This window comes from Mesorhizobium sp. Pch-S (assembly GCF_004136315.1).
In the GTDB taxonomy this organism is placed as follows: domain Bacteria; phylum Pseudomonadota; class Alphaproteobacteria; order Rhizobiales; family Rhizobiaceae; genus Mesorhizobium.
Genome location: NZ_CP029562.1, coordinates 5988800 through 6014993, shown reverse-complemented (window position 1 = coordinate 6014993; position 26194 = coordinate 5988800). Strand labels below are relative to the sequence as shown.

At 61.7% G+C, this 26194-nt stretch carries 21 protein-coding genes; 14 read left to right on the top strand and 7 right to left on the bottom strand.

The window, feature by feature from the left end; genetic code table 11:
- Window position 1 precedes the first annotated feature (1 nt).
- From C1M53_RS28355 to C1M53_RS28340, 3 genes are all read left to right on the top strand, one after another.
- Window positions 2-1375 carry an MlaD family protein gene (locus tag C1M53_RS28355; RefSeq protein ID WP_129415411.1) on the top strand — a complete coding sequence of 458 codons (1374 nt, stop codon included), beginning with the start codon at window positions 2-4 and terminating at the stop codon, window positions 1373-1375.
- Between the two features lie 175 nt (window positions 1376-1550).
- On the top strand, window positions 1551-2150 hold the full coding sequence (locus tag C1M53_RS28345; protein WP_245488336.1) for an ABC-type transport auxiliary lipoprotein family protein: 600 nt from the start codon (window positions 1551-1553) through the stop codon (window positions 2148-2150).
- Between the two features lie 121 nt (window positions 2151-2271).
- Complete coding sequence (locus tag C1M53_RS28340; RefSeq protein WP_129415409.1) at window positions 2272-2889, top strand: thioredoxin domain-containing protein; 618 nt, start codon at window positions 2272-2274, stop codon at window positions 2887-2889.
- Between the two features lie 148 nt (window positions 2890-3037).
- Here the strand turns inward: C1M53_RS28340 and C1M53_RS28335 are convergent, their stop codons facing one another.
- The gene (locus tag C1M53_RS28335) at window positions 3038-10156 is read right to left on the bottom strand and encodes a kinesin (RefSeq protein ID WP_129415408.1); all 7119 of its coding nucleotides are present in this window, start codon (window positions 10154-10156) and stop codon (window positions 3038-3040) included.
- A 280-nt stretch (window positions 10157-10436) separates the two neighbouring features.
- On the opposite strand from C1M53_RS28335, the gene C1M53_RS28330 reads away from it, so the two are divergent.
- Window positions 10437-10802 (top strand): Hpt domain-containing protein, encoded by a 366-nt coding sequence (locus tag C1M53_RS28330; RefSeq protein WP_129415407.1) that lies wholly within the window; start codon window positions 10437-10439, stop codon window positions 10800-10802.
- Window positions 10803-10944: 142 nt separating this feature from the next.
- Window positions 10945-11265, top strand: a complete 321-nt coding sequence (locus C1M53_RS28325) for a 2Fe-2S iron-sulfur cluster-binding protein (RefSeq protein ID WP_129415406.1) — start codon at window positions 10945-10947, stop codon at window positions 11263-11265.
- Between the two features lie 45 nt (window positions 11266-11310).
- On the opposite strand, the gene C1M53_RS28320 is transcribed toward C1M53_RS28325, so the two are convergent.
- On the bottom strand, window positions 11311-12786 hold the full coding sequence (locus tag C1M53_RS28320) for an MDR family MFS transporter (RefSeq protein ID WP_245488335.1): 1476 nt from the start codon (window positions 12784-12786) through the stop codon (window positions 11311-11313).
- A 271-nt stretch (window positions 12787-13057) separates the two neighbouring features.
- Complete coding sequence (locus tag C1M53_RS28315) at window positions 13058-13672, bottom strand: DUF922 domain-containing protein (RefSeq protein ID WP_129416400.1); 615 nt, start codon at window positions 13670-13672, stop codon at window positions 13058-13060.
- Between the two features lie 84 nt (window positions 13673-13756).
- Here C1M53_RS28315 and folP point away from each other — a divergent pair, with 84 nt between their 5' ends.
- Genes folP through folK form a run of 3 tightly spaced genes read left to right on the top strand, consistent with a single transcriptional unit; the run spans window position 13757 to window position 15463 of the window.
- Complete coding sequence (gene folP / locus C1M53_RS28310) at window positions 13757-14608, top strand: dihydropteroate synthase (protein ID WP_129415404.1); 852 nt, start codon at window positions 13757-13759, stop codon at window positions 14606-14608.
- Entirely contained in the window at window positions 14608-14967 is a 360-nt protein-coding gene (gene folB / locus C1M53_RS28305; protein WP_129415403.1) for a dihydroneopterin aldolase, read from the top strand. Before folP ends, folB begins: the two co-directional genes overlap by 1 nt.
- The gene (folK, locus tag C1M53_RS28300) at window positions 14951-15463 is read left to right on the top strand and encodes a 2-amino-4-hydroxy-6-hydroxymethyldihydropteridine diphosphokinase (RefSeq protein ID WP_129415402.1); all 513 of its coding nucleotides are present in this window, start codon (window positions 14951-14953) and stop codon (window positions 15461-15463) included. The genes folB and folK overlap by 17 nt, the downstream gene beginning before the upstream one ends.
- A gap of 23 nt (window positions 15464-15486) precedes the next feature.
- On the opposite strand, the gene C1M53_RS28295 is transcribed toward folK, so the two are convergent.
- Both C1M53_RS28295 and C1M53_RS28290 read right to left on the bottom strand, forming a co-directional pair.
- Window positions 15487-16029 carry a DUF924 family protein gene (locus tag C1M53_RS28295; protein WP_129415401.1) on the bottom strand — a complete coding sequence of 181 codons (543 nt, stop codon included), beginning with the start codon at window positions 16027-16029 and terminating at the stop codon, window positions 15487-15489.
- 61 nt (window positions 16030-16090) lie between these two features.
- Window positions 16091-17920, bottom strand: a complete 1830-nt coding sequence (locus tag C1M53_RS28290) for a monovalent cation:proton antiporter-2 (CPA2) family protein (protein WP_129415400.1) — start codon at window positions 17918-17920, stop codon at window positions 16091-16093.
- A 257-nt stretch (window positions 17921-18177) separates the two neighbouring features.
- Between C1M53_RS28290 and C1M53_RS28285 the strand changes: the two genes are divergently transcribed.
- Window positions 18178-18447, top strand: coding sequence for a hypothetical protein (locus C1M53_RS28285; protein WP_129415399.1), 270 nt, complete (start codon window positions 18178-18180; stop codon window positions 18445-18447).
- Between the two features lie 88 nt (window positions 18448-18535).
- On the opposite strand, the gene C1M53_RS28280 is transcribed toward C1M53_RS28285, so the two are convergent.
- Window positions 18536-19066, bottom strand: a complete 531-nt coding sequence (locus C1M53_RS28280; RefSeq protein ID WP_245488653.1) for a hypothetical protein — start codon at window positions 19064-19066, stop codon at window positions 18536-18538.
- A 338-nt stretch (window positions 19067-19404) separates the two neighbouring features.
- Here C1M53_RS28280 and C1M53_RS32260 point away from each other — a divergent pair, with 338 nt between their 5' ends.
- From C1M53_RS32260 to C1M53_RS28270, 3 genes are read left to right on the top strand one after another with little or no spacing between them, the layout of a single operon-like run.
- Window positions 19405-20226, top strand: coding sequence for a hypothetical protein (locus C1M53_RS32260; RefSeq protein ID WP_245488334.1), 822 nt, complete (start codon window positions 19405-19407; stop codon window positions 20224-20226).
- Window positions 20223-22088, top strand: coding sequence for a HAMP domain-containing sensor histidine kinase (locus C1M53_RS28275; RefSeq protein ID WP_245488332.1), 1866 nt, complete (start codon window positions 20223-20225; stop codon window positions 22086-22088). The genes C1M53_RS32260 and C1M53_RS28275 overlap by 4 nt, the downstream gene beginning before the upstream one ends.
- Window positions 22085-23353, top strand: coding sequence for a response regulator (locus tag C1M53_RS28270; protein WP_129415397.1), 1269 nt, complete (start codon window positions 22085-22087; stop codon window positions 23351-23353). The genes C1M53_RS28275 and C1M53_RS28270 overlap by 4 nt, the downstream gene beginning before the upstream one ends.
- Here the strand turns inward: C1M53_RS28270 and C1M53_RS28265 are convergent.
- Entirely contained in the window at window positions 23270-24007 is a 738-nt protein-coding gene (locus tag C1M53_RS28265; RefSeq protein WP_129415396.1) for a response regulator transcription factor, read from the bottom strand. The genes C1M53_RS28270 and C1M53_RS28265 overlap by 84 nt on opposite strands.
- 364 nt (window positions 24008-24371) lie before the next feature.
- Here C1M53_RS28265 and fmdA point away from each other — a divergent pair, with 364 nt between their 5' ends.
- Window positions 24372-25598, top strand: a complete 1227-nt coding sequence (gene fmdA / locus C1M53_RS28260; RefSeq protein ID WP_129415395.1) for a formamidase — start codon at window positions 24372-24374, stop codon at window positions 25596-25598.
- Window positions 25599-25667: 69 nt separating this feature from the next.
- Window positions 25668-26180, top strand: coding sequence for an AmiS/UreI family transporter (locus C1M53_RS28255; RefSeq protein WP_129415394.1), 513 nt, complete (start codon window positions 25668-25670; stop codon window positions 26178-26180).
- Window positions 26181-26194: the final 14 nt, after the last annotated feature.

The window sequence follows — 26194 nt, the reverse complement described above, 5'->3', positions numbered from 1 at the left end:
AATGGAAACCAGAGCCAACTACGTCATTGTCGGCATTTTTACGCTGGTGGCGATCCTGGCAGCGTTCGGATTCGTCTATTGGACCGCGAACATAGGCGACCGCGGCGAGACGACCACCCTGCGCGTGCGCATCCCTGGTTCGGCCTCGGGCCTGGGCCGCGGCAGTTTCGTGCTGTTCAACGGTGTCAAGGTTGGCGACGTGCGCCGCGTCTATATCGACGTGGATGATCCAACCATCGCGGTGGCCGATACCGAGATCGACCGCATGACACCGATTACGCAGTCGACACAGGCAGACATCGGCCTTGCCGGGCTGACCGGGCAGGCGAATATCGAGCTGACGGGTGCCAATCCAAAGGAACCGAAACTTCTCGATGAAGCGGAAAAGGACGGGCGTGTGGCGGTGATCATCGCCAAGCCCTCTGCCGTGACCAATCTTTTGCAAACCGCGCAGGACATCGCTACCCGCGCCGACAAGGTGCTGTCCGAGTTCGAAGGTTTCGCCAAGGACGTGCGTGGACCGCTGACGCAGACGGCGCAGAACGCCGCAAAATTCTCCGATGCCCTGGCAAAGAATTCCGATGGCATCGACAAGTTCCTGTCCAGCGTCAGCGCGCTTTCGACGGAACTGCAGGGCGTTTCAGGCAAGCTCGATGGGGCGCTGAAGGCCGCGGAAGGTCTGCTCAACTCGGTCGACCGCGACAAGGTCAGGAACATCGTCGCCAATGTCGACGAATTCACCCGCAATCTGAGCAAGACCAGCGACCAGTTCGATTCCACCATTGCCGAAGTCAAGCAGGCGGTGGGTTCAATCAATGATTTCGCCGCGAAGACGCAGGTGACGCTCGACAAGGTGAATGGCGTTCTCGACAGCGTTGATCCGGCCGATGTGCGTACCGCTCTGGCCAACATCAAGGATGCCAGCGTCAATGCAGGCAAGGCCTCGGCAGACATTGCCAAGGTGACCGAGAAGGTCTCCGCTCGCTCCGATGACATTCAGCAGACCATCAAGGACGCGCAGCAGCTGGCACAGCGCCTGAACAACGCCTCGGTGCGCATCGATGGCATCCTGGCCAAGGTCGATGGCATGCTCGGTTCCGGCGACACCAAGGGTCTGGTGGCGCAGGCCAGCGAGACGCTGAAGTCGTTCAAGCAGGTGGCTGACACCCTGAACAAGCATGTTGGGGTCATCTCCGACAACCTGCAGCGCTTCTCGGGTCAGGGGCTGCAGAATGTGGAAGCCCTGGTTGGAGACACCAGGCGCTCGGTCAACCGCATCGAAGAGGCGGTTTCCGACTTCCAGCGCAATCCGCAACGTATCCTTTCGGGTGGCGATGGTGAGGTGCGTCAGTATGATGGAAGGGTACGGCGTTGACGGCGCGGTACGGTTGCATTGATAAATCCCGGCCGGAAAGGGACCGCGAGCAATTTCAGGAAAAGTGCATAGCGGTTTTCCGTCCTGAATTGCGTAGGAACAAAGGTTGGGAGCGTTTTCGCATTTCCGTGAAAAACGGAAATGCTCCAGTGGCCGTGTTCAGTGGGGACGTCGCGTGAAGTCGATCCGAGTGCATGCGGGCGCGTTGCTGCTCGCAACTATCCTTGCGGGATGCGCGGCACTGCCGGGCGGTGGTCCCGCGCCTCTGGACACTTTCGATCTGTCGACACCGAGCGTGCAGACCGGAGGGCAAAGCAAGCGCCAGATCCTCGTCACGCAGCCGGTGGCACTGAAGGCACTGGACAGCCAGAACATCGTCATCAAGACCGGCCAGCGCTCGATCCAGTATCTCAAGGGCGCGCAGTGGGCCGACAGGCTGCCGGTCATCGTGCAGGCAAGGCTGGCTGAAGCATTCCAGCGTACCGGTCGGTTTGCGGGAGTCGGCCGGCCGGGCGAAGGACTGGCGATCGATTATCAGGTCATTACCGAAGTCCGGGCCTTCGAAGTGCGCGCCGAGAAAGGCGAGCAGGCACATGTCGAACTCTATGTGCGCATCTTGAACGACCGCAACGGGGAAGTGCGCGCCTCGCGCAGCTTCCAGGCCAGTGCGCCAGTCACCGGCGGCGGTGGTAACTCGGCCTATGTAGCCGCACTCGATCGCGCTTTCGGGCAGGCGGTCAGCGAGATCGTACGCTGGTCGGATTCGACGATCTAGGCTTCGAGTTCTCAAGGTTCCGGTCATCACCGCTGTTTTGCGGCAATTTGGCACCTGCTTTCAGGCAGCGCTGCATTGTAGTCTCGCGGGCGGGGCGGGCTTCAGCATTTCAGGGTGAACCATGAAATTCCTACCGACCGCCGTGGTCATCTCGGCATTGCTCTTGTCTGACGGCGCGGCCTTTGCTGCACCGACTGCGACCTTGAACGGCGTGTTGATGCAGCCGGCAGGTATCGAAGACACTTTCATTGGCAGCAAACAGGCACCCGCCACCCTCATTGTCTATTCCTCACCGACCTGCGGCCACTGTGTGGATTTTGAGAAGAAAGTGCTTCCCGACCTCGAACGGAACTATGTTCAGACCGGCAAGTTGAAGATTTCGATACGCCCCTTTGTTCGCAACGTGGTCGACGCTGCAATTTTCCTGATAGCCGAGCAGGCGGGTCAGGAGCGTTACCGCAAGACACTTGCAGCTTTCACCGATCGCTACGAAGAAATCGTTGCCGCGACGGAACGCAAGGGCGTGATGAGCGAAATCGCGGCTTCCCAGGGCATCGATCAGCCGCATTTCGAGCAAGCTCTCAAGAACGAAGCCCATCTTCGCAAGCTCGAAAATCTTCGAGATCAGGCGATGCAGCAGTTGGAGATAAGAGGGACGCCGACATTCTTTTTGAACGGCGAGCGTCTGGCCTACGACGGGACAGTCGCCTCATTCGACAAGGCGCTGACGCCCAACTAGCATTCTTTGATCGGTCGCAAACGAAAAAGGCGGGAGTTGAACTCCCGCCTTTTTCTGTTGTGCCCAACCTTAGAGCGTTTCTGTTTTTCACGGAAATGCGGAAACGCTCTAAGCAACGCCAAGTGATTCCACTTGGCTACAAAATGCCCTACCGCAGGCGACCGCTGGCATGAGCCAGCATGGTGTAGACCTTGCCGGTGTCCGAGGTGAGGTAGGTCTGCGAGATCATGTTGTCGCGATCGTTGCGCGAAACGTCCTTGAGCAACTTCTCGAAGTCGTCGCAGTAGCGGTCGACAGCGGCGCGGAACTCGGCCTCCGACTGGTACTTGCGGCGGATGTCGTCGAAGGTCTGCTGGCCTTTCAACGTATAGAGGCGGCGGGTGAACACGTCGCGCTCGCCGCGCCGGTAGCGGTTCCACAGTTCGATCGAAGCATCGTGGTCGATGGCTCGGGCAATGTCGACCGAAAGGGAGTTCAGCGACTCCACGACGTGGAGCGGAGAACGCTGCACCGGCGTGGCACGTGGCTGCAATGGAGCAGGCCGCGCGCCATCTTCTTCCGATGCGCCGGTCAGCAAGTCGCGGACCCAGCCGCCCTGCGGCGTGCGGGCACCGGCATCACCACGCGGCCTGAGCGCCGTCTCGCCGGCGTCCAGCGTGCCGCGCAGGCCTGCCGGCGCAGCCGGTGCTTCAGGCGCGCGACGCTGTGGTTCCACAGGACGCCGAGCTTGCGGTTCAGTCGGACGCGGAGCCGGTGTCGGAGCAGGGCGCAGGTTGCGCGGTTCAGCGACGTCGACCGTGCGGCCCGACTTGGCGACGATGTCCGACAGCTCCTTGAGCGCATTGATCTGCTCGGAAACCGCACGGCGGATAGCCGTGGTCGATTCCTTTGCTTCTTCAGGCATCTCGATGACACCCTTGCGCAGTTCGGCGCGGGTCAGGTCCAGCTCGCTCTTGATCGAGCCGGCGGTGCGGCGCATCTCTTCGGTGGCGTCGGAGAACCGCTTGGTGGCGGACTCGACCACTTCCGAAATAGCGACACGGATCTTGTCGGCCGATTCCAGGGTCCTGCCTTCGGCGCTTTGCAGCGTCTGGCTGACCAGGGTCTCGAAGGAACGCATGACCTTCTCGAGGTCTTCCGACTTCTTGACCAGGCCGACAGCGAGATCGTCGAGTGACGACTGGCGGGCCAGGGTGTGCTCCAGATTGCTCTGCGCGGAACCAAGCAGATCCGAGGCACTGGCAAGCAGGCGGCTGTGCTCGTCGAAGCGGGTGGCGATGGAAGCCACTTCGCGCAGCGTCGCCGAGGACAATTCGGTCAGCCTGGTCGTGTTGGAATCGACCAGACGAGCCGAGCTGGCGAAGGTCTGCGAGGCCTTCTCGGTGGTCGCGGCGAAGCTCTGCGTCGAGCCGGCGAGACGGGTTTCGACCTCGCCGAGGTTTTCCGAAGCCTTGGCGATCAGCGTGTTGAGCTGATCGGCCGAGTTCGTCATGCGGCCGATGAGATCGGAAACATTGTCCGCAAGCGACGAACGGGCGCCGTCGACAGCGGCAAGCGTTTCGGCGGTGCGGCTTGCCAGCGCGTCGGCAAGCACCGCGTTTTCGCGGCGCAGCGTTGCGGTGGCCCGCTCTGTAGCTTCCTCCATGCTCTTCTGCAACTCGATGCCGCCTTCCGAGAACTTGTCGACCAGCGGGCGGGCCGTCTCGTCGAGGATCTTGGAAAGCTCTGCAGAACGAGCCGCCAGCATCGAGTTGAGTTCGCGTGTGTTGGCGCCGATGGTCTTGGCCGCTTCATTCGTGCTTTGACCGATATGCTGGCCAACCGCGGCGAAGGTTTCGGCGATGACATTGGCGCGCGAAGCCAGCTGGCCTTCGGCCTGCGTGATCTGCTGTTCGAGCTTCTGGCCCATCGCGTCCGCCGAAGCCGCAAAGCGGCTCTCGACACTGGTGATCTGGCCTTCGACGCGTGTCGCGGCGGCAGCTGCGCTGGATGCCAGCCGCTGGTCGGCGCTGGTCAAGGCACGTTCGATCTCGACGGCATGGCCGGCGAGTTCTTCACCGGTCATGCGGGCGCGGTCAGCAACACGGCGCTCGGTATCCTCGAACGCCCCGACGATCTGGTCGGCATGGCTGCCGATTGCCGAAGCGCTGTCTGAAATACGCGACACCATGCGGCTGTCGGCGTCGTCGAAGACACGGCTGATCTCTGCGGCACGAGCCGTCAGGGCGTCCGAGCCCTCCGCGATGCGCACGGCCAGCTGCTGTTCGACCGTTTCGAACACCCGGCCGAGGTCGGTAGCACGAGCTGCGAGCGCGTCGGCGGATTCGCTGATGCGAGCACCCATGCGCTGGTCGGCATCTTCGAAGTTGCGCAGGATATCGCCTGCACGGGAAGCCAGGGTCTGCGCCGTCTCGACGGCGCGAGCGACCAGTTTCTGGTCCGCACTCTCGAAGGTCTGGGCGATGTCTTCGGCACGAGCGAGCAGGGCGGCCGAGGTCTGTTCAGCGCGCTCGGCGATCTTGCGGTCGGCATCGGTAAAGGCAATGCCGGCTTGTTCGTGCAGCGTGTTGGTGACTTCCAGGACCTTTTCACGCAACTGGCCGGCAACATAGAGTGCGCTCTTTTCCAGCGCTCCGCGAATGTTGTCGACACCTGCGTTGAGCGCGCGTTCCATAGTGCTGGAACGCTCCTCGATGACGCCGGTCTGGCGCGCGAAGGCCTGCTCGACCTTGTCGATATCGGCTGCAATGGCATCCGAGATGCTCGAGGAGGAGGTCGCGATCTGGTCGATGTGTCCTGCCAGTGCGCGGTCGATGTCGCGGCGGGCGTCGACCAGCTTGGCGAGATCTTCCTCCAGGGCCCGGGTAAGTGCCGAGCGGTCGGCCGACAGGCGGTCGTTGTGGCCCGAAATCAGGCCCTGAACGTGTTCCAGGCTGCCTTCCAGAGCCTGCGCAAAGTCGGCGCGGTTGTCGGCCAGGCGCTGGGCGTGGCCACCAAGTGCGCCGTCGATTGCGGCAAGATCGGTTTCCAGTGCACGCGTCAAGAGATCGCGGCCTTCGGCCAGCTTGCCGACATGGCCGGCGATCACGGCGTCAATGCCGCCGCGGCTTTCGTTGAGCTTGGCAAGGTCGGCGTCCAGGGCACGGCGAAGGATATCGCGGCCTTCAGCGAGCTTCTCGACCTGACCGGCGACAAGCCCGTCGATGGACGAGCGGCTCTCAGCCAGCTTGGCGAGGTCGTCTTCCAGCGCCGAGGTGAGCATCGAACGATCAGCGGCAAGCCGCTGGCTGTGGCCGGCGACGATGTCGTTGACGCGTCGCAGCTCGTCGTCGAGCGCCTGCTGGAAATCGGTGCGGGCATCGACCAGCTTCTGCGACTGACCGGCCATCACGCCGCCGATCGACGACAGGTCGGCTTCCAGTGCGCGCTTCAGTACATCGCGGCCTTCGGCCAGCTTCTCGACCTGTGCAGCAACAAGCCCATCGATGGCGGCACGGCTTTCGGCCAGCTTGGCAAGATCGTCTTCCAGCGACCTGGCAAGCAGGGCCCTGTCGGCTGCCAGTCTGTCGCCATGGCCGGAAACCAGAGTGCTGACGCGGGCGAGATCGGCATCCAGCGCCTCGGAGAACTGGGCGCGGTTGTCGACCAGCTTCTGCGATTGATCGGCAATCGTCGCACTGATGGTGTTGAGGTCGGATTCCAGCGCACGCTTGAGGATATCGCGGCCTTCGGCGAGTTTCTCGACCTGGCCGGCGACCAGCCCGTCGATGGATTCGCGGCTTTCGGCCAGCTTGGCAAGATCCTCCTCCAGGGCGCGGGTAAGCATGTTGCGGCCCTCGGCCAGCCTGCCGACATGGCCGGCGATGGCTTCGTCGATACCGCTGCGGCTATCGCCGATCCTGGCGAGGTCGGCTTCCAGAGCGCGCTTGAGGATATCGCGGCCTTCGGCGAGCTTCTCGACCTGGCCGGCGACCAGCCCGTCGATGGACGCGCGGCTGTCGGCGAGCTTGGCGAGATCTTCTTCCAGGGCCTGGGACAGAAGGGAGCGGTCCGCCGCCAGCCTGCCGCTGTGGCCGGCGACAAGGTTGCTGACGCTGGAGAGATTGTCCTCCAGTGTCTTGGAAAGGAGAGAGCGATCCGCGGCGAGACGTTCGCTGTGACCGGCGACAAGATGATTGACGCTGGCCAGATCGGCATCGAGAGCCTGCGCGAACTGGGCACGGCTGTCTGCCAGCTTCTGCGACTGGTCGCCAATCGCTGCCGTGATGGTGTTGAGATCGGCCTCCAGCGCACGCTTGAGGATGTCGCGGCCTTCGGCGAGCTTCTCGACCTGGCCGGCGACCAGCCCGTCGATGGACGAACGGCTGTCGGCGAGCTTGGCAAGATCATCCTCCAGAGCCCTTGCAAGCAGCGAACGATCCGCAGCGAGGCGTTCGCTGTGGCCGGCGATCAGATGATTGACGTTGCCGAGATCGGTTTCCAGTGCCGAAGAGAAGAGGGCGCGGTTGTCTGCCAGCTTCTGCGACTGGTCGCCGATAGCTGCCGTGATGGCGCTGAGGTCGGCTTCCAGCGCACGCTTGAGGATGTCGCGGCCTTCGGCGAGCTTCTCGACCTGACCGGTGACCAGTCCATCGATGGACGAGCGGCTGTCGGCCAGTTTGGCAAGATCGTCTTCCAGGGCCCGGGCAAGCTGCGAGCGGTCGGATGCAAGCTGTTCGGCATGCCCGCGTACGAGCTCGCTGACGCTGGCCAGGTCCTGCTCCAGCAGGCGGGCGAACTGCGCACGGTCGTCCGTCAGCCTTTGCGACTGGTCGGAAATGACCGAGCTGATCGTGCCGAGATCGGCCTCGAGCGCGCGCTTGAGGATGTCGCGGCCTTCAGCGAGCTTCTCGACCTGACCGGCAACCAGTCCGTCGATCGAGGCACGGCTTTCGGCGAGCTTGGCCAGATCCGATTCCAGGGTCTGCGACAGCAGGCTGCGTTCGTTGGCGAGCTGGCCGGAGTGGTCGGTGACCAGCCGGCGGATGCTGGACAGGTCGGCGTCGAGCGCACGACCGAGTTGGTCGCGATCGTCGGCGAGCTGTACCGAGTGGCTTTCCATCAGCGCCTTGATGCTGTCGACGTCGGCTTCCAGCGCACGCGCCAGCACGGCGCGGCCCTCGGAGATCTTGGCAACCTGGCCTGCGACCAGATTGTCTATATCGGTGCGGCTTTCGGTCAGCTTGTTGAGGTCTGCCTCGAGAGCGCGGGCGAGGATGGAGCGACCTTCGGCCAGCTTGCCGACATGGCCGGAGACCATTTCGTCGATGATGGTGCGGGCATGCACCAGCTTGTCGGCATCTTCGTTAAGGGCGTGGGTCAGGCGCGATCGACCTTCCTCCAGGCGCTCGAGATGGCTGCCGAGCGAAGCGTCGATGGCCGCACGGGACTCATTGACCTTGCGCAGATCCTCTTCCAGCGCACGGCTGATGAGATTGCGTCCTTCGGACAGCATATGCACCTGCGAGGTGACAGCCTCGTCGATGGCGGCACGGCCCTCGGAGAACTTCTCCAGGTCAGCCTGCATGGCGGCAGCCATGCGCTCGCGGCTCTCTTCCAGCTTGCGGCTGTGGTTCTCGACCGCTTCCTCGATACCCACGCGAGCGTCCGCGAGGCGGGCGATGTCGGCATCGAATGTACGCGACACAGCGTGGCGTGCCGCCTCCATGCGGCCGGCGAAGTCGCTTGCACGTGCCTCCAGCATCGTCGACGTCGAGGTGACGATGTCGGCCATGTCGGCGCCGATCTGTGCCTTGCCCTGATCGATGATGGCCGACAGCGTGTCCTTGCCTTCCGTGAAGGCGGTGGCAATGTCGCGGGCACGATCGACCAGCGTTTCATTGATCTGGCGGGCACGGGCTTCCAGCGCGGCGTTGAGCTTCTGCGTACCCGTGTCGAGCGCCTCGGCGCGCGTCTGGAACTCGCTGATCAGCGCCTGGCCACGCTCGGCCAGCGTGCGTTCGATTCCGGAGAGGCTGGACTCGAATTCGGAGCTGAGGGTGCGGGCAGCACCACCAAGCAACGACACCATGCCTTGCGTACGGTCGTCGAGCAGTTCAGTCAGCGAACGGGTCAAGCCGTCGGTGCTGTCCGTGAGCTTGGCGATGCGCGTGTCCAGAAGGCTGGCGAATGCCTCGCCGGAGGTGGAGAGGCGGTCGGTAATCGTGTCGAGGCGGCTTTCGACGGAATCGAAAATCGACATCGAGCTTTCGTTGATGCGGTCGATCAGCTGATCGCCCGACGAGGTGATGGTCATCGACAGCTTGCTCGAAGCGCCGAGGATATTCTCGCGGATGATGTCGCTGGCCGAGTTGATCTCGTCGCGCAGGGTCTCATGCGCACCGGAAATGGATGCGCGCACGCGCTCGGCATGGCCGATGACAGCTTCACGTTCGCTGCCCAGTCCGTCGACCAGGTTGCGGATACGGCTCTCGTTTTCCGTGTAGGAGCGTTCGAGCTGGCTGACTTCGCTGTGAACCAGCGTCTCCAGTTCGACGGCGCGCGCGAGTGTGCGCTCGATGCCTTCGCCCATCGCCGCGACTTCGCGGCGCACGGCCTGGCCGATCATCATCACGCGGTCCTGCGCGATGTTCTCAGGCTCGGTGAGGCGGAAGGCGACCTCCGTCATGGATTGCGCGGCCAGCCGCATGTCCTGCGCACGGCGGACCATTGCGGCGAAAGCCCAGAACAGGATGATCGGAACGATGGCCGCAACGGCGATGCCGATCAATTCGGGCCGCTGCAGCACCTGCGCGATGGAGCGGATGTTCCAGATGTCGGGACCGAAGAGGAGATTGGCCAGAGCCGCCGCGCCGACGATCCAGGCGATCGAGACGAACGCCACCACCCAATAGATGGTGTTGGAAGCCCGGCGATTGAGGCTATGCAGGAGAGAGCGATAGTCCTTCTGCCGATCGTCATTGGCCGGCGAGAACCCGGCCGGCTGTGCCGCGCCGTTGCGCGGCTCGATGGGGCGCAGCTCGGCGGGCTTGGCTTCAGCCACGGAGGCTTTGACGGGCTGGGGTGCTGGCGCTGGCGCGGCCTTTTCGGCGCGACCGGCGCGTGCAAGCTCATCCGCAGCCTGGGAAATCTGTGCTTCCAGATCTTCCATGGACGCCGCGATGTCGAGGTCTCCCGACTCTGCGGAGAGATCGAAATCGAGAGCCTGTTCAAGCTCCTTGGCGACCTCGGAATCAAGATTCTTCGTCGTGGTGGTTTTCTTCGCCATGCCTTCGCTACCCTGTACTAGCTGCTGCGAGAGCGGTCGTTATTGTCTTTTGTCGTCCCGCGCCGAGGCCTGATTTTGGACCCTCGTATCGTAATGACACAGGGGGGTAAAGAAAACATGCATTCGCGGACATACGTAAAACTTTAAATATAAGGTTAACGAGAGCGTGAGCCGAACCGGCGTTGCCAAACATTTTTCACAACTCCTTGTTAACCCGTCATCCATCGGAATTCGTTAGTTTGTAAGGCCTCGGGCGGCCGCGGCAATGGAGTTGAGTGGTATGCGTAGCGTAAACGTGGCGTTCTCTATGCCGGGTGGAGAAGCGTCGGGCCGGGCCCGCAGCAGGCCTGTGGATATGGAACATCTGTCCCGGCAAACCATGGGCGATCGGGATCTGGAGCGCGAGGTGCTCGCGCTGTTTGTACAGCAGGCGCTGTCGGTGGATGAGAAACTGCCAGGTGCCGACAAAAGCCAGCGTCTCCTTTTGGCACACGCTTTGAAGGGCTCGGCTCGCGGCGTTGGTGCTTCGGCAATTGCCGATTGGGCGGTCGCGTTCGAGCGCCAGCCGGAAGATGATCGCCTCGTTAAAAAGCTGGGGCCGCTGGTCGAGGACGTCCGCGACTTCATTGCCGCGATCAGCCGCTAGAGCAGTTGACGGCTGGATGGACGATCGCCGCTGACTGGCCGAAGTCCGTTTTTTCAAAAAGCGTCACTTTGGGGCGATTTCGCGCGGCAGTTGACTTGCGCCGCCGAGTGATTATCTCGGCTGTGACTTCTCAGGTGATCAAATGACAAAACTGACCTACATCACCCATGACGGGACGCATTTTGACGTCGATGCCGAAAACGGCTCGACCGTCATGGAGAACGCGATCCGCAATGCGGTTCCCGGCATTGAAGCCGAATGCGGCGGAGCCTGTGCCTGTGCCACCTGCCACGTCTACGTCGACGAAGCCTGGACGGGTGTGGTCGGCGAGCCAGAGACGATGGAAGAGGATATGCTCGACTTCGCCTACGAGGTTCAGCCAAACTCGCGCTTGTCCTGCCAGATCAAGGTTCGTGATGAACTGGATGGGTTGGTGGTGCGCATTCCTGAGCGCCAGGGCTGATTTTCGACCTTAGAGTGCGGCTGTAATAATCTGTTTGTAAACAGTTTATTCCGCAATCATCGGTGTTTCGGCTTCGTCGCGTCCCCGCAGCGGCTTTTCTGGCATTGCTGCCAGTGCAGCAAGCGTTGCGACGAGCAGCGCCATACTGACGAAGAAAATCGCCGCAAACGGAACTGCTGACGACAACTGCGTCTGTGCCTGCATGCCTTCCCCCATCAATGGGAGACCGTAGGCGGCACCGACCGCGCCAAGCAAAGCGACACCGAGCGCGCCGCCCAGCGAGCGCATGAAGGTGAGCACGCCTGTCGCCACGCCGAGATGGCTGCGCTCGACTGCGTTCTGCACGGAAATGGTTGCCACAGGGAAAGTCGTGCCCGCGCCATAACCGACGCAGGTGGTCAGCACCACCACCCAGGTCAGTGACGTACTGCCGGCAACGAAAGCAAGCACGGTCAAGGCGACGACACCGAAGCAAACGCCCGCCAGTGCCAGCCGCTTGTAGTGGGTAAAGCGCGGGGTCAGGCGGCCCGCCGTGGTCGCGCCGGCAACCGTACCGAGCAGGATGCCGAGCATTGCCATGCCGGATTCCGATGCAGTCAGGCCGAGATGGGCCTGCAGGTAAACCGGAAGGTATACGGAAAGCCCGACATTGGCGGCCTGCAGGAGGAATAGCGACAGAGTGCCGGCGAGCACGATCGAATTGCCAAGTACGTTCAGCGATATCAACGGTTCGAGCGCCTTGACCAGCCGAAGCGCGAAGACGGCCCACACGAAGGCAGAGGCTGCGAACAAGCCGAGAATCTGGGCAGAACTCCACGGATAGGTGCCGCCGCCCCAGTTCAATGCCAGAAGCAGCAGCGAGGTGGCAACGACGAGCAGCGCAGCGCCGAGCCAGTCGATGCTGTGGCGATGGGCGGCCACGGGAAGTTTTCTCAGCGGTTTGTTGATGATGGCCATTGCCAGCAGGCCGAGCGGCAGGTTGATCCAGAAGATGAGCGACCAGTGTAGGTGTTCGGCAAAGGTGCCGCCAAGCAGAGGCCCCGCAATGCTGGCGACGGCCCAGGTACCGGAAATCCAGGCGGCATAGCGGGCGCGCTCCTTTGGCGGCACCAGGTCGCCGATCACCGTCTGGGCCATCGCAAACAGGCCGCCACCGCCCAGCCCCTGGATGGCGCGGCCGATGATGAGAACCAGCATATTGGGGGCGAGTGCTGCCACCAGCGAGCCAGCCAGGAAGATCAGGATCGCGGCATAGAGCGTCGGCCGACGGCCATGCACATCAGAAATCTTGCCGTAAAGCGGGGCCATGGCGGTTGCTGTGAGCAGATAACCGGTGACGATCCAGGGCAGGTACTGCGCATGGCCCAGCGCTTCCGCTATGGTCGGCATGGCGGGGGCGACGATGGTCTGGTCGAGCGCGGCGAGCAGCATCGACAGGAGCACGCCGCCAATGATGGCGTTCTTTTCGCTTTCCGAAAGCGCGCCGTCGCCGGCCGCTGCTTTAGAAACAGTCTGGTCCATGGTCATTCACCTGTCTGCCGTGGCAAACCCGGCAGTGCCCGGGTATGCGGCGGCTTTGTTCGCCCGTGCTGGTCAAGAGTTGTATTGGCCGAACCTATGTCGCACCGGCTGTGCGCATTTCGACAGACGGCTGCAATTTCTTGTCTCCGGACGGAACGAATGTGCTCCCGTCGGCAATCTCGTTCCCTATATAGCGCGCGAGTCTCAAGGACCAACGGCTTGCTTCCGTTGATCCTGTTTCACAAAATCCGATAAAATCCCGGGCTATGACTCAGCCAGGTAAACGACCTGCCTCGATCTGCTGGATACGGTAACGCATCAGCCGGATGATACGGCTTTCGAAATTGACCATTTCGACCCGGTCGAATTCAACCTGCGCCTGATCATGTTGGCTGAGGATCTTTGCCGTCACCTCACGGGCTTTCGCGGCAGCGATCTTGCAGTTGGCCTCCTTGCCAATACCTTTCAGGGAGCTTTCGAGGCGTTTTCCGTAGTCCTTGGCGATTTCGACGTGGCGGTCCTCATGCCGCTTTATGTCGGCCGCGAGCGTGTTCCAGAACAGCCGCACATCCGGGCCTACCTTGCCGTTCGGCTTCCATCTGGGCAGGATGACATGGGTCTTTACCGTCACGACGGCCGAGACAATGCGGCACGAATCCGGTGCGTCGGCGTACCCGATGCGGCTGGTGAAGGCCATGCGGGTGGCGCCGGGATGGCGCATGCCGGTGGATTTCACAGATGGCCCACGTTTCGACAGCTCCGCCTGAATCTGCTCGAGGGAGCGTCCACCGATCGAAAAATAACTGTAGGTCTTGACGAGATTCGCCGCATCGGCCGTGGAAACGGCGAAAAGGACGAGCAATGCGGTCAGCAGGGTACGATTCATTTTATTGCCTCTTGCCCCACCTTGCGTTACGGCCGTTGCCGGCGCAACGAAATACGTATCGCCAGCGCAGCTTGGCGGGCAAAGATGAACAGACGGTGGCAATTGGCGCACGGACGCCATCTCGACCTCGGCGAGAAGTCCGTCGTCATGGGCATCCTCAACGTTACCCCGGATTCATTCTCGGATGGCGGCCGGTTTGACGCACTGCAACTGGCGGTCGAGCAGGCTGGCCGCATGGTTGGGGAGGGAGCTGCCATCATCGATGTTGGTGGTGAATCGACCCGGCCGGGGGCTGCGGCCGTTACGGCGCAGCAGGAACAGCAACGCGTGCTGCCGGTGATAGAGCAACTGGCAAGGCGCGGCGACGCGTTGATCTCCATTGACACCTACCGCGCCGAAACGGCGCGCCTGGCAATTGAAGCTGGTGCTCATATTGTCAATGATGTCTGTGGGTTACAGAAGGATCCTGAAATCGCCAATGAGGTTTCGAGGGCCCGAGCTGGCGTTGTCATCATGCATACCGGTCGGGGGCGCGAGAAATTGACCGATGTCATCGCAGATCAGCGCCTCTTCCTTGGGGAATCGCTCGAAATTGCACGGAAAGCCGGCATCGGCGACGGCCAGATCGTGCTCGACCCCGGCTTCGGTTTCAACAAGGAAACGGCCGGCGAAAACCTCGATCTGATGGTGCGTTTCGGAGAATTGGCTGGTCTCGGTTTTCCGCTCATCGTCGGCACGTCCCGCAAGCGTTTTGTAGGCACCGTCACCGGCAAGGATGCCTCGGATCGGGCGGCCGGCACTGCAGCCACCAGCGTCATCCTGAGGCTGAAGGGTGCCGATCTGTTTCGCGTCCACGATGTCGCAATCAACGTGGACGCTCTCGCCATGACGGATGCTATGCTGGCTCGCAGCAACACCTCGCAGGAACCTAGATAATGTACGTCATCCGGATGAAGAACTGCGCCTTCTTTGCCAGGCACGGCGTGCATGACGAGGAAGAGCGGCTTGGCCAGCGCTTCTATGTCGATGCGGTGCTGACCGTCGATCCGGCCAAGGAACTGGACGAGGATGCCATCGACAGCACTGTCGACTATGGCGTTGCGTTCACCGTTATCGAGAAGATCATCACCGGCGAGCGGCGTTTTCTCATCGAGGCCCTGGCACTTGATGTCGCCAAGGCGCTGACCCGGCGTTTCCCGCAGATCAAGACGGCCGAAATCACCGTCCGCAAGCCCAATGCGCCGGTGCCCGGCGTGCTCGATCACGTCGAGGTCACCGTTGTCTGGCCGCAATAACACCGTTTTTCTCAGCCTTGGCGGCAATCTCGGCGATCCGGCCCAGTCCATCGCCGCAGCCCTGCGTATGTTGGACGACGATGCCGCGACGCGTGTCGTCGCGGTCTCCTCGCTCTATCGTACGCCGCCCTGGGGAAAGACCGACCAGCCCGATTTCCTGAACATTGCCGCGGAACTGACCACCGAGCTGACGCCGCATGTGCTCCTGGAGTTGTGCCTGGAAACCGAACGCAGGTTGAAGCGGGTACGCGAGGAGCGTTGGGGGCCACGCCTGATCGACATCGACATCCTCGTCTTCGGTAACCGTGCCATCCATGAAACCGAGCTGGCGGTCCCGCATCCACGCATGCTGGAGCGTGCCTTCGTCATGGTGCCGCTGGCGGAAATTGCACCGGAACTGGTTCTGGCTGGCAAGACCGTGTCGGAGCGCCTTGCGGCGATGGACATCACCGGCATCGAGCGGTTGCGTTCCGGCCGTGAATGGTGGTCGGCCTGATCCGGCCAACCCGCGACATTGCTTTAGCCCGAGAAGCCGCCACCATCGAGAAACGCCTTTTCCTGCACGGTGGTCTCGCGGCCGAGCGGCGGATTGCGATGTGGGAAGCGGCCGAAACGCTCGATGATCTCAAGGTGTTCGACTGCATAGCTCAGATAGTCCGGCGCGTTCGCTTCGGTCAGTTCGACGCTGCGCTGCTGGTCTTCAAGGCTCTCGGAATGTTCGAAGGGCAGGTAGAGAAAGACCCGGACTGCGACGTCGAGTGCCAGATCGTGCCCCGCAGCTACCGCCTTGGCAGCAAAATGGCGAGCCAGCGGATCGGTGGCGAACATATGCGCGGTGCCGCGGAAGCAGTTGCGCGGGAATTGGTCGAGCAGGATCATCAGTGCGAGGGCGCTCTCGGGATGGTCGATCCAGCCATCCAGTTCCCGCCGCGCCGCTGCGTGATGCAAATCCAGGAAACGAGTCCTGAACTCGGTGTCGAAGGCCGCATCCTTCGTGAACCACGCATCCGTTCCGGCGTTGCGCCAGAAGGTCGTCACATCGAGTGCGCGTTCATCTACCATGTCTATTATTTTCCTTTTTATCAAAGAGTTGAACGCAGTTTCTCGAATTCGTTTAAGCCGGTCAGGTCGCGTTTTTCAACACTTCGGCGGTTTCCTCGCTGAGCGCCTGCGCCGGGCGACGCGGTTGCGTCACTGGTGCGGGAGCCGGCGTTGCGAGATTTCCCTTCAGGAAGTTGCGACCATCGCGGATATCGCCGGTGAGCTGCAGGTCGAACCGTGCAGAATCGCGCTGGCGGACTTCCTCAATGATCTCCGCGACTTCGTCCGGGTCTTCGCCCAGCGCCTCTAGTGTTGAACCGCCGAAGACCAATGCCGATTCGAAGGTTTCGCGCAGCTGATAGTCGACACCGGCCTTGACCAGTTGCAGCGACGTGCCGCGATCGTAGGCTCGGGCGAACACCGTCACCAGCGGGAACTCGGCCTTCACCAACTCCGCGATGCGCACAGCGACTTCTGGCTTGTCGACGCAGATAAGCACCGCGCGGGCGCGCCCGGCACCCGCGGCGTGCAGGATATCCAGCCTCGTGCCGTCGCCGTAATAGACCTTGAAGCCGAAATTCGCGGCGGCCTGGATCATCTCGACGTCGTTGTCGATGATCGAAACGTCGACGCCACGCAGGATGAGCGGCTGGCTGGCGATCTGGCCGAAACGGCCAAAGCCGATGATCAGCACTGAACCGGACAGGCCTTCCGCGACATCGACGCCGTCAAGCGAGGGCTCGTCGCGCGGTGGATACAGGTAGCGGAGGGCTATGATCACCAAAGGTGTCAGCACCATCGAGATGATGATGATGGCGGTGAGAATGGCGTTTGCCCGGCCGTCGATGATGCCGGCTTGCGTGGCCGAGGAATAAAGCACGAAGGCGAATTCGCCGCCTTGCGCCATGACCGCGGCACGTTCGATCGCTTCTCGGTTCGATGCCTTCAGAAGGCGCGCTACCCCATAGATGCCAAGCGCCTTGGCCACCATGTAGGCAACGACGTAGATCGCGACCAGCTGCCAGTTCTCGGCCACGACGGCGAGGTTGAGCGACATGCCGACAGCGAGAAAGAACAGACCGAGCAGGACGCCGCGAAACGGCTCGATATCGGCCTCGAGCTGGTGTCGGAAGGTTGACTCCGACAGAAGCACGCCGGCGAGGAAGGCTCCCATCGCCATGGAAAGGCCACTCATCTGCATGGCGAGCGCCGATCCCAGTACGACCAGCAGCGCCGCGGCTGTCATCACCTCGCGGGCGCGTGCATCCGCCAGGACCCGAAACAACGGGTTGAGCAGATAACGGCCGGCAACCACCAGGCCGACTATGGCCGCAATGCCGATACCGATCTCGGTGAAACGCTGCTGCAAGGTGGTGTCGGCGCCACCGGGTGCCAGGAACGCCACCAGGGCCAGGAGCGGCACGATGGCCAGATCCTCGAGCAGCAGGATCGAGACCATGCGCTGGCCTTTCGGCGTGGCGATCTCGCCCTGTTCCTCGAGCAGTTGCATGACGATGGCCGTCGATGTCAGCACAAAGCCGGCGCCAGCGACAAAAGCCTGGGCGACCGGAAAGCCGCCAGCAAGTCCGCATGCCGTCAGCAACAGGGCGCACAAGCCGACCTGCAGCGCGCCGAGCCCGAAGATGTCGCGACGCAGACCCCATAGTCGGGACGGCTGCATTTCGAGGCCTATGATGAACAGGAACATCACCACGCCAAGCTCCGCCACATGCAGGATTGCGGCGGGGTCGGAAAAGATACCCAGGCCGAACGGACCGATTGCCAGGCCCGCAGCCAGATAGCCGAGAATCGAGCCGAGGCCGGCGCGCTTGAATATCGGCACGGCGATGACGCCGGCGCCGAGAAGCGCGACCACATTCACCAGTTCGCTGTTTGAAGCCTCAACCGCCATCGCTCTACCTGTTCTCGCCGCATCGCTGGAGGGAGGAGCCCCCGGATCAGGATAGGAGGTTCGTCTCGCGACGAACAGCCCCGAATCACCGTGTTTCAGGCCTCGCTAATGAGTGCCTCAAAGCTGGTAAATCCAATATTTCCAATAGCTGTACGTTGGTGAGTTGCAGTAGGCAGCAATGGCGCGCTATGGACGGCGAGGCTGGGGCCACAAACGCGGGCGGACGGGATCGCCGCCACTATGGAGAGAGGATTACCATGAAGAAGATTGTGCTGACTGTTGTCGGCGTGGCGGCGCTCGGTCTTTCGGCCTGCTCGAAGGCGCCTGAATGCACCGCAGAGGTCATCGGCAAGAAGACCCAGGAACTGACGACCGCGGTTCAGGAAGCTGTGACCAAGAACCCGGCCAAGGCTACGGAATGGGCTGCCAAGGTTCAGGAAATCGCCACCAAATATTCGGGCTCGAACAACCAGGCCGATGCCTGCAAGGCCTATGACGAGATCATCGCTGAAGTGAAGAAGGGCTGATTGCCCGCTTCCATGCGAGGCAGAGGCCTCGCGCATATTGAAACGGCGGCCCGTGGCCGCCGTTTGTTTTTCTGGAAGGTATCGCGTGTCAGTTCCGAGCAATGGCCCCCACGGCCACGTCGTCGACACGCTTCAGGTTCATGCCGATCACCGGAACCATCTGCTCGTCGACCTTCACCGATACGGTGACGATCATCGAATTGTCGTTGGGGATACGCGCCTGCATGACACCGCGCAGCTGATTGCGGTTGATCGCGAAGACAACCTTCCGGTTGTCGACGACATTTCCCGAGATGATATCCAGTCCCGCGCCAGAGGAACCGCCCATGAAGGAGCCCTTGTAGCCGTCGCGTCCCTTGCGCTCGATGGTTGCTCCCATCTTCTGTGAAAAGACGCCGACGCGACAATCACCATCCAGCGTCATGCCGACCTTGCTGCCTTCCGGCGTGGACCCTTTGAAATTGCAGTTGAACTTGGTTCCCTTGTACTTGCCGGCGACGATTTCGCCTGGCCCGATCCACTGTCCCTCGACCGATTGGAAAAACTGCTTGTCACGATCGGCGCCGAATGCCGAGCTACCTGCCACGACCGAGGCGGCAGCCGCGAGCGCAAAAGGCATGGCGGCGGACAGGAACACTCTTTTCATGGATGACACCCGGCAACGAGGACGCTGTGTTGGAACGAGGTCAACCATGAAGAAGATTGGTTAATGCTTCGTCACCTGAGGGCAATTGGAAGGAAGGAACCCCGCTGGAGGCGAGGAATGCGACAGCGACAAAGTTCGATCGGACGCTTAACGGCGAGGCGGCGCTGGACGCGTCAGGCAGAATCGAATGTGCCACGGCTTCGCCGCTGCAGGACTGCCTCCGCCTGACGGCAACGCTCCGGCGGGCTGGTCTGGCAATCGCCTTTGTGTGATCATTTGACCGGGAGCAGATTTGGGAGGAGCAGGTTCATGTGCCGATCGCTGTATCGGGCCATCGCGCATGCGTGCGGAACTTGATGGAAACGCCGCAGTTGCCAGCCTTGCGATCCTACCATTCCTGGATCGCCAACGAGACGCTGGAAGATTATTCGCTCCGGTACGCGGCTCGGTCGTTTCGCCGATGGTCGCCATTTGTCATTGCCAACACCGCTCTGGGCGGGATTTCGTTCCTGGCCCTCGAGGCTATCGGCGGCGCTATCACACTCAGCTACGGCTTCGCCAATGCCTTTCCCGCGATCCTGGTGACCTGCCTGTTTGTTTTCGCGACAAGCCTCCCGATCGCCTATTACTCCAGCCGTTACAACATCGACATGGACCTGCTGACGCGCGGTGCCGGCTTTGGCTACATAGGATCCACGATCACCTCGCTGATCTACGCGACGTTCACCTTCATTTTTTTCGCCCTCGAAGGCGTGATCATGGCGCAGGCGCTCAATCTGTTTGCCGATGTGCCGCTCGTGCTTGGGTATGTCATTTCTTCCGTTGTCATCATCCCGATCACCTTCATGGGCGTGACGCTGATCAGCAAGCTGCAACTCCTGTCGCAGCCGATCTGGATCGCCATGCATTTGGCACCGTTCGCCTACATCCTGTTTGCCCATCCCGATACGCTCGACCAATGGGCTGCTTTTGTCGGCAGCGACATGACAGGCGAGGGGTTCAATTCCTGGCATTCGGCTCCGCTGTCGGTGTTCTGTCCGCGCTGTCCATCCAGATCGGCGAACAGGTCGACTATCTGCGCTTTCTGCCTGACAAGACGCCCGAGAATCGTTTCCGCTGGTGGGCGGCCGTGATTGCCGCCGGCCCGGGCTGGATCGTCGTCGGCGGGTTCAAGATCCTCTGCGGCAGCTTGCTGGCAGTGCTCGCAATCCAGGCCGGCTTGTCGCGGTCAACGGCGCTCGAACCCATCCACATGTATATCAAGGCATACGAGTATGTGAGCTCCGACCCACGTGTCGTGCTCGCCCTTGCCGCGGCATTCGTGCTGATTTCCCAGGTCAAGATCAACGTCACCAACGCCTATGCCGGCTCGTTGGCCTGGTCCAACTTCTTTTCGCGCGTCACCCATTATCACCCCGGCCGGGTCGTGTGGCTGGTATTCAACATCCTGATCTCTCTGCTGTTGATGCTGCTCGGCATCTTCCAGACGCTCGAGCTTGTGCTGGCGGTCTACTCGATCATCGCCGCCGCCTGGATCGGCTCGATCTTCGCCGATCTCGCCATCCTCAAGCCGCTTGGGATCAGCCCCGCTTTCCCCGAATTCAAGCGCGCCTATCTCTACAATTTCAATCCCGTCGGCTGTGGTTCGATGGCCATGGCGTCTTTCGCCGCCTTTCTGTGTTTCTCCGGCTTTTTCGGCGTCATGGCACAAGCCTATGCAGCACCGATCGCTTTTGTCACCGCGCTTGGCGGTGCCGTGGCGATCGGTGTCGCGACCAGGGGGCGGTATTATCTGGCGCGCCAGCCCGTCGAGTTGCCCGCGACGACACCGGACAACAATTTATGCGCCATCTGCGGTGTCACCTATGAAGGCTCCGATATGGTCCACTGCACTTTCTACGAGCAGCCGATCTGCTCGTTGTGCTGCAGTCTGGATTCGCATTGCCACGATGTATGCAAGTCGCCGGGAGGTGCGCTGGAGACCTCGCGCACGCGATATGTTGGCCGGGCGCTGCCGCATATGCGCGACAAGATCGCTCCCCGAATGGGACAGCGCCTGCTCAAGGTGGCGGGGGTGCTGTTTGCCCTCGCGGTGGTCGCCGGCGGCGTGTTTCTTCTCACCTACCGATTGATCGAGCCGGGATCGGAACAACCCCATCTGGCAAGCGGCCAACTGCTTCTGCGCGTCTTCCTCGCTCTGCTGCCTCTGCTGGGCATCGGCGCCTGGTGGATCGTGCTGTCGCAAGAGAGCCGCGAACTTGCCGAACGAGACCTCGTTGCGTCACTGGAAAAACTGCGCCAGACCCAGAGTGACCTGGCAAGCAACGAACGCCTTGCCGCCATCGGCCAGATCACGGCAACCGTCAGCCATGAGTTGCGCAATCCTTTGGGTACCTTGGTGACATCAGCCGACGTTCTGCTTCGTTCGCTGAAGAATGCTGACGAGCCGGTACTCTCCGAACTGCAACGGTTGCAGCGAAATGCCTGGCGCTGCGTGAGGATCATCGAGGACCTGCTCGACTTCTCGCGCAAGCACGCCCTGACCGTGACGCCAATCCTGATCGACCGGTGGGTGGCTCAACATGTCGCCGAACAGGATGCCACGCGACCAATACAGCTCCAGCTTGCTGCCGGATGCAGGATAGCGGCCGATGGTGAGCGGCTGCGGCAGGCTTTCTCGAATGTTCTGGCCAATGCTCTCCAGGCCTGCGAAGGGCACGCTGCGGATGACGCGGCGATTGTCGTCTCTACGCGCTGCGAGGGTGAGAATGCCATCATCTGCGTTGCTGACAACGGTACAGGCATGTCGCGCGAAACAGTGGCGCGAGTGTTCGAACCGCTGTTCAGCACAAAGGCGTTTGGCGTCGGACTGGGGATGCCTCTGGTCAAGCGCATCGTGGAGCAGCATGGCGGTTCGGTCCTGATCGACAGCGAACAAGGCGCCGGCACACGCGTATCGATCGTGTTGCCGCGGACGGGCGCTGGTTCGTCATGACAGACCAGACCGATCTGCAGACCGATTTCATCGGCGACGATATCGTCCCGCAGGGTGCCGAGACGGTTGAGAAGAAGCGGGTCCTCATTGTCGACGATGATGAGGATTTCGCCGCGAGTCTCGCCGGATTGCTTGAGCTTGAAGGCTACCAGGCGATCATCGCGCATGATGCGTTGTCGGCCCAAGACGCATTGGCACTGCACCAGCCGGCGATTGCCCTGGTCGACGTGCGGCTGGGCGTCGGCAACGGTGTCGAACTGGTCCGGACGTTCCGTCGGCAAAGCCCCGATCTCATCTGCCTGATGGTGACCGCCTATGCCTCGGTCGAGACGGCTGTGGAGGCATTGCAGGCCGGCGCCTATGACTATCTGTGCAAGCCGTTCCACAGCGCCGACCTGTTGGCGACGCTGGAGCGCTGCTTCGAGCGTACTCGCCTGATGGAGGAAAAACGCCTGGTCGCCGAGAGGCTCGGGCAGATGCAGCGCATCCAGACGATGGGACAACTGGCCGGAGGCATCGCGCACGACTTCAACAACATCCTGGCTGTCCTGCTCGGCAATCTGCGCTGGCTGCAGGAGCATGTGCGAACCAAGCCGGAGCAGGTACAAATGCTTGATGATGCCCTGGCGGCGGTGAAGGCGGGTACCGACCTGACGACGCGCCTGCTCAATTTCGGCCGCCAGGATGGGGGCGATGCGGTTCGCGTCGACCTGCATGCGGTGATGCCGGACCTGATGCGCGTCTTGCGTCGTACGCTGGGCGACGACATCAGCCTCTCGCTCGAGCTTGCGGATGATCTGCATGAGATCGAGGTTCACCCGGCGCAGATGGAAACCAGCCTGCTCAACCTCGCGCTCAACGCGCGCGACGCAATGCCTGACGGCGGCAGGCTCCGGTTCGAGGCTTGCAATTTTGTCGTTCGGCCGGATGATGCCCGGGTCGCGTCGGGCCTGTTGCCCGGTCAGTATGTCGTTATCTCTGTCATCGACACCGGGCATGGAATGCCGGTAGCGGTACGCCGCCGCGCATTGGAACCGCTCTTCAGCACCAAACCTGCGGGCAAGGGCAACGGTCTGGGCCTGACGATGGTCGATGGATTCGTGCGCCAGTCAGGCGGACGCCTTGGCATCTCCAGCAAGCCGGACGAAGGCACCCGGATCAATCTTTATCTGCCGCGTGCCTCAGTCCCGACCTTGAGTGGCGAACATGTAGCCGACACCGCGAATGGTCTTGATGAACTGGGTGTCACGCGCGTTGTCCCGTAACTTGCGACGTATCTTGCCAATCAGCACGTCGATGCTGCGGTCATAGGGCGTCCAGCTGCGATTGGCGACGATGTCAAGGATCTGCTCGCGTGACAGGACGCGACCGCGCCGTTCCACGAGTGCTGACAGGATCTGGAACTCCTGACTGGTCAGTCGCACGTTTTCGCCATTTGGTGACGACAGCTTGTAGCGTGTGGGGTCGAGCCGCCAGCCGTCGAAACAGACGGACGCGGAGCGATCCGCCTCTGCAGCTTCCGGCAGGTTGATGCGCTTGGCAAAGCGCCTCATCACCGTGCGTACGCGCGCCAGGAGCTCGCGCGGCTCGAAAGGCTTGGTGATGTAGTCGTCGGCCCCCAGTTCGAGACAGACGACCTTGTCGATTGTGGTGTTCTTGCCCGACAGCATGATCAGCGGCAGATCGTATTGCGAGCGCATGCTGCGCGCCAGGGTCACGCCGTCTTCGCCGACAGGAAAGCCGAGATCGAGGATGACAAGATCGAACGCCTCGTCGGCCAGCGCGCGCCGCATTGAACGCCCGTCATGGGTGCTGACAATGGCGTAGCCTTCGCTCGTGAGGAATCTTTCCAGAAAGCTGCAGAGCCGGCGATCGTCATCGACAATGAGAATGCGTGATCTTTGTTCGGCGACTGACATGACCGCTACGATAATCGCAATTCCTGCGTACGGTCGAGGAGGGAAGACAGTCATTTGTCGTGGTCGGCGTCGCATGAAGCGAGGTGAGGGCCGGTCGATGTTTTTCGCGCATGGGAAGGTTTGTCCAATACACTGAAAATTATAACTAAAATCGTCTGAGGCGCGCGTGCTGCGAGCGCGGGCCGCTGGCCGGCTGGTTACAAAAAATTACAAAGCGGGCGGCATTCCGATGCATGGCGATTACATACCGCACCTAGCTTGGCGTCGCACGGCGATACCGGGCGCCATCGTGCAGCCCGGTGCAAGGACGAGGACGGCACGCAAGCCACCCGCCTGCACGCTGGCGTTGAGGAGGAACAGCCGCATGCCACAGACAGTATTCTCAGTCGACCTGAACAAAGCCCCCGAAGATCATGCCATCAAGACTCACAACCGGTGGCATCCGGACATTCCAATGGTGGAGCAACTCAAGCCGGGGCGCACCTATCGCGTGGAATGCCACGACTGGACGGGAGGCCAGATCGGCAACAACGACAGCGCCAATGATGTCCGCGACGTCGACCTGACGCGCGTTCACTACCTCAGCGGCCCGTTCGGCGTCGATGGCGCGGAGCCCGGCGACCTTTTGGTGGTCGACATCCTTGACCTTGGCGCCAAACCTGACTCCGAGTGGGGTTTCAACGGCTTGTTTGCCAAGGAAAACGGCGGCGGCTTCCTGACCGAGCATTACCCCGAAGCCAGCAAATCCTGCTGGGATTTCCATGGCATCTACACGACGTCGCGCCATATTCCAGGCGTGCGTTATCCCGGCATCATCCACCCTGGCCTGATCGGCTGCCTGCCTGACCACAAGCTGCTCGCGGAAGCCAACAGGCGTGAAGCCGAACTGGTGGCGACCGATCCTGCGCGTGTGCCGCCGCTGGCAGCGCTGCCATATGCCGACACGGCGCTGATGGGACAGTTGAAGGGCGATGCGGCGAGGAAGGCCGCGGCCGAGGCGTGGCGCACGGTCCCGCCGCGCGAGCACGGTGGCAACTGCGACATCAAGAACCTGTCGCGTGGTTCGAAGGTCTACTTCCCCGTCTATGTGAAGGGCGGCGGCCTCTCGATGGGCGATATCCATTTCTCGCAGGGTGATGGCGAAATCACCTTCTGCGGTGCCATCGAAATGGCCGGCTGGGTCGATATCAGCGTCGATGTCATCAAGGGTGGCATGGCCAAATACGGCGTCACCAACCCGATCTTCAAGCCAAGCCCGATCGACCCGCATTTTGATGACTATCTCATCTTCGAGGGTATCTCGGTCGATGAACACACGGGTGAGCAATTTTATCTGGATGCCCACGTCGCCTATCGCCGGGCCTGCCTCAACGCCATCGAATACCTCAAGAAGTTCGGCTACTCCGGCGAACAGGCCTACATGATCCTCGGCACTGCCCCTGTCGAAGGACGCATTGCCGGCATCGTCGATATTCCCAACGTTTGCGCCACCTTGGCCATTCCGACGGCGATCTTCGACTTCGACATCAATCCCAACGCGCATGGACCGAAGAAGCAGGACTTCAAGGCCGACGTCGCCAAGACGAGCTGACAGGCTGCGCAACAATGAAGCGACGGTCAGACACGGTTCTGGCCGGCGCTCTTTTTGGGGAGGGAATTCATGCTGCTCGGATTTGCTTTGCTTTATGTCGGTGCGGTCCTGTTCCTGAACGGGCTGTGGCTGCTCGGGAAAATCGAGGACCTGGAAATCATCGTCATCAATGTGGTTTCCGGTGTCGTGACGTTCGGCGTATCACTGGCCTGGGCGTTCGGACCCGGCGCAGATGCTGCGTCGATAAAGGGTGCGGCGCTGACGATCCTGTTTTCGGCAACCTACTTCTGGGTGGCCTACAACAGGGTGATAAAGGTGGATGGGCGAGGGCTCGGCTGGTTCAGCCTGTTCGTCGCGATCACCACCGTTCCGGTGGCGGCACGAGGGTTTTCAGACGGCCAAACGTCGATCGACTTCTGGATGGCATCCAACTGGGTCATCTGGGGTGTGGTGTGGTTCCTTTATTTCCTGCTTCTGGCGCTGCAGCGGCCGGTCCTGCGGGTTACCGCGATTGCCACTCTGCTAGCGGGCGTCATCACCGGCTGGCTACCGGGCTTCCTGCTGCTGGACGGCAAGCTGTGACGCTGTTGTCTGGT

Coding starts and splice junctions, on each gene's coding strand:
- C1M53_RS28355 (WP_129415411.1), top strand. CDS start 2: ATGGAAACCAGAGCCAACTACGTCATTGTCGGCATTTTTACGCTGGTG.
- C1M53_RS28340 (WP_129415409.1), top strand. CDS start 2,272: ATGAAATTCCTACCGACCGCCGTGGTCATCTCGGCATTGCTCTTGTCT.
- C1M53_RS28335 (WP_129415408.1), bottom strand. CDS start 10,156: ATGGCGAAGAAAACCACCACGACGAAGAATCTTGATTCCGAGGTCGCC.
- C1M53_RS28330 (WP_129415407.1), top strand. CDS start 10,437: ATGCGTAGCGTAAACGTGGCGTTCTCTATGCCGGGTGGAGAAGCGTCG.
- C1M53_RS28325 (WP_129415406.1), top strand. CDS start 10,945: ATGACAAAACTGACCTACATCACCCATGACGGGACGCATTTTGACGTC.
- C1M53_RS28320 (WP_245488335.1), bottom strand. CDS start 12,786: ATGGACCAGACTGTTTCTAAAGCAGCGGCCGGCGACGGCGCGCTTTCG.
- C1M53_RS28315 (WP_129416400.1), bottom strand. CDS start 13,672: ATGAATCGTACCCTGCTGACCGCATTGCTCGTCCTTTTCGCCGTTTCC.
- folP (WP_129415404.1), top strand. CDS start 13,757: ATGAACAGACGGTGGCAATTGGCGCACGGACGCCATCTCGACCTCGGC.
- folB (WP_129415403.1), top strand. CDS start 14,608: ATGTACGTCATCCGGATGAAGAACTGCGCCTTCTTTGCCAGGCACGGC.
- C1M53_RS28295 (WP_129415401.1), bottom strand. CDS start 16,029: ATGGTAGATGAACGCGCACTCGATGTGACGACCTTCTGGCGCAACGCC.
- C1M53_RS28290 (WP_129415400.1), bottom strand. CDS start 17,920: ATGGCGGTTGAGGCTTCAAACAGCGAACTGGTGAATGTGGTCGCGCTT.
- C1M53_RS28285 (WP_129415399.1), top strand. CDS start 18,178: ATGAAGAAGATTGTGCTGACTGTTGTCGGCGTGGCGGCGCTCGGTCTT.
- C1M53_RS28280 (WP_245488653.1), bottom strand. CDS start 19,066: ATGCCTTTTGCGCTCGCGGCTGCCGCCTCGGTCGTGGCAGGTAGCTCG.
- C1M53_RS28270 (WP_129415397.1), top strand. CDS start 22,085: ATGACAGACCAGACCGATCTGCAGACCGATTTCATCGGCGACGATATC.
- C1M53_RS28265 (WP_129415396.1), bottom strand. CDS start 24,007: ATGTCAGTCGCCGAACAAAGATCACGCATTCTCATTGTCGATGACGAT.
- fmdA (WP_129415395.1), top strand. CDS start 24,372: ATGCCACAGACAGTATTCTCAGTCGACCTGAACAAAGCCCCCGAAGAT.
- C1M53_RS28255 (WP_129415394.1), top strand. CDS start 25,668: ATGCTGCTCGGATTTGCTTTGCTTTATGTCGGTGCGGTCCTGTTCCTG.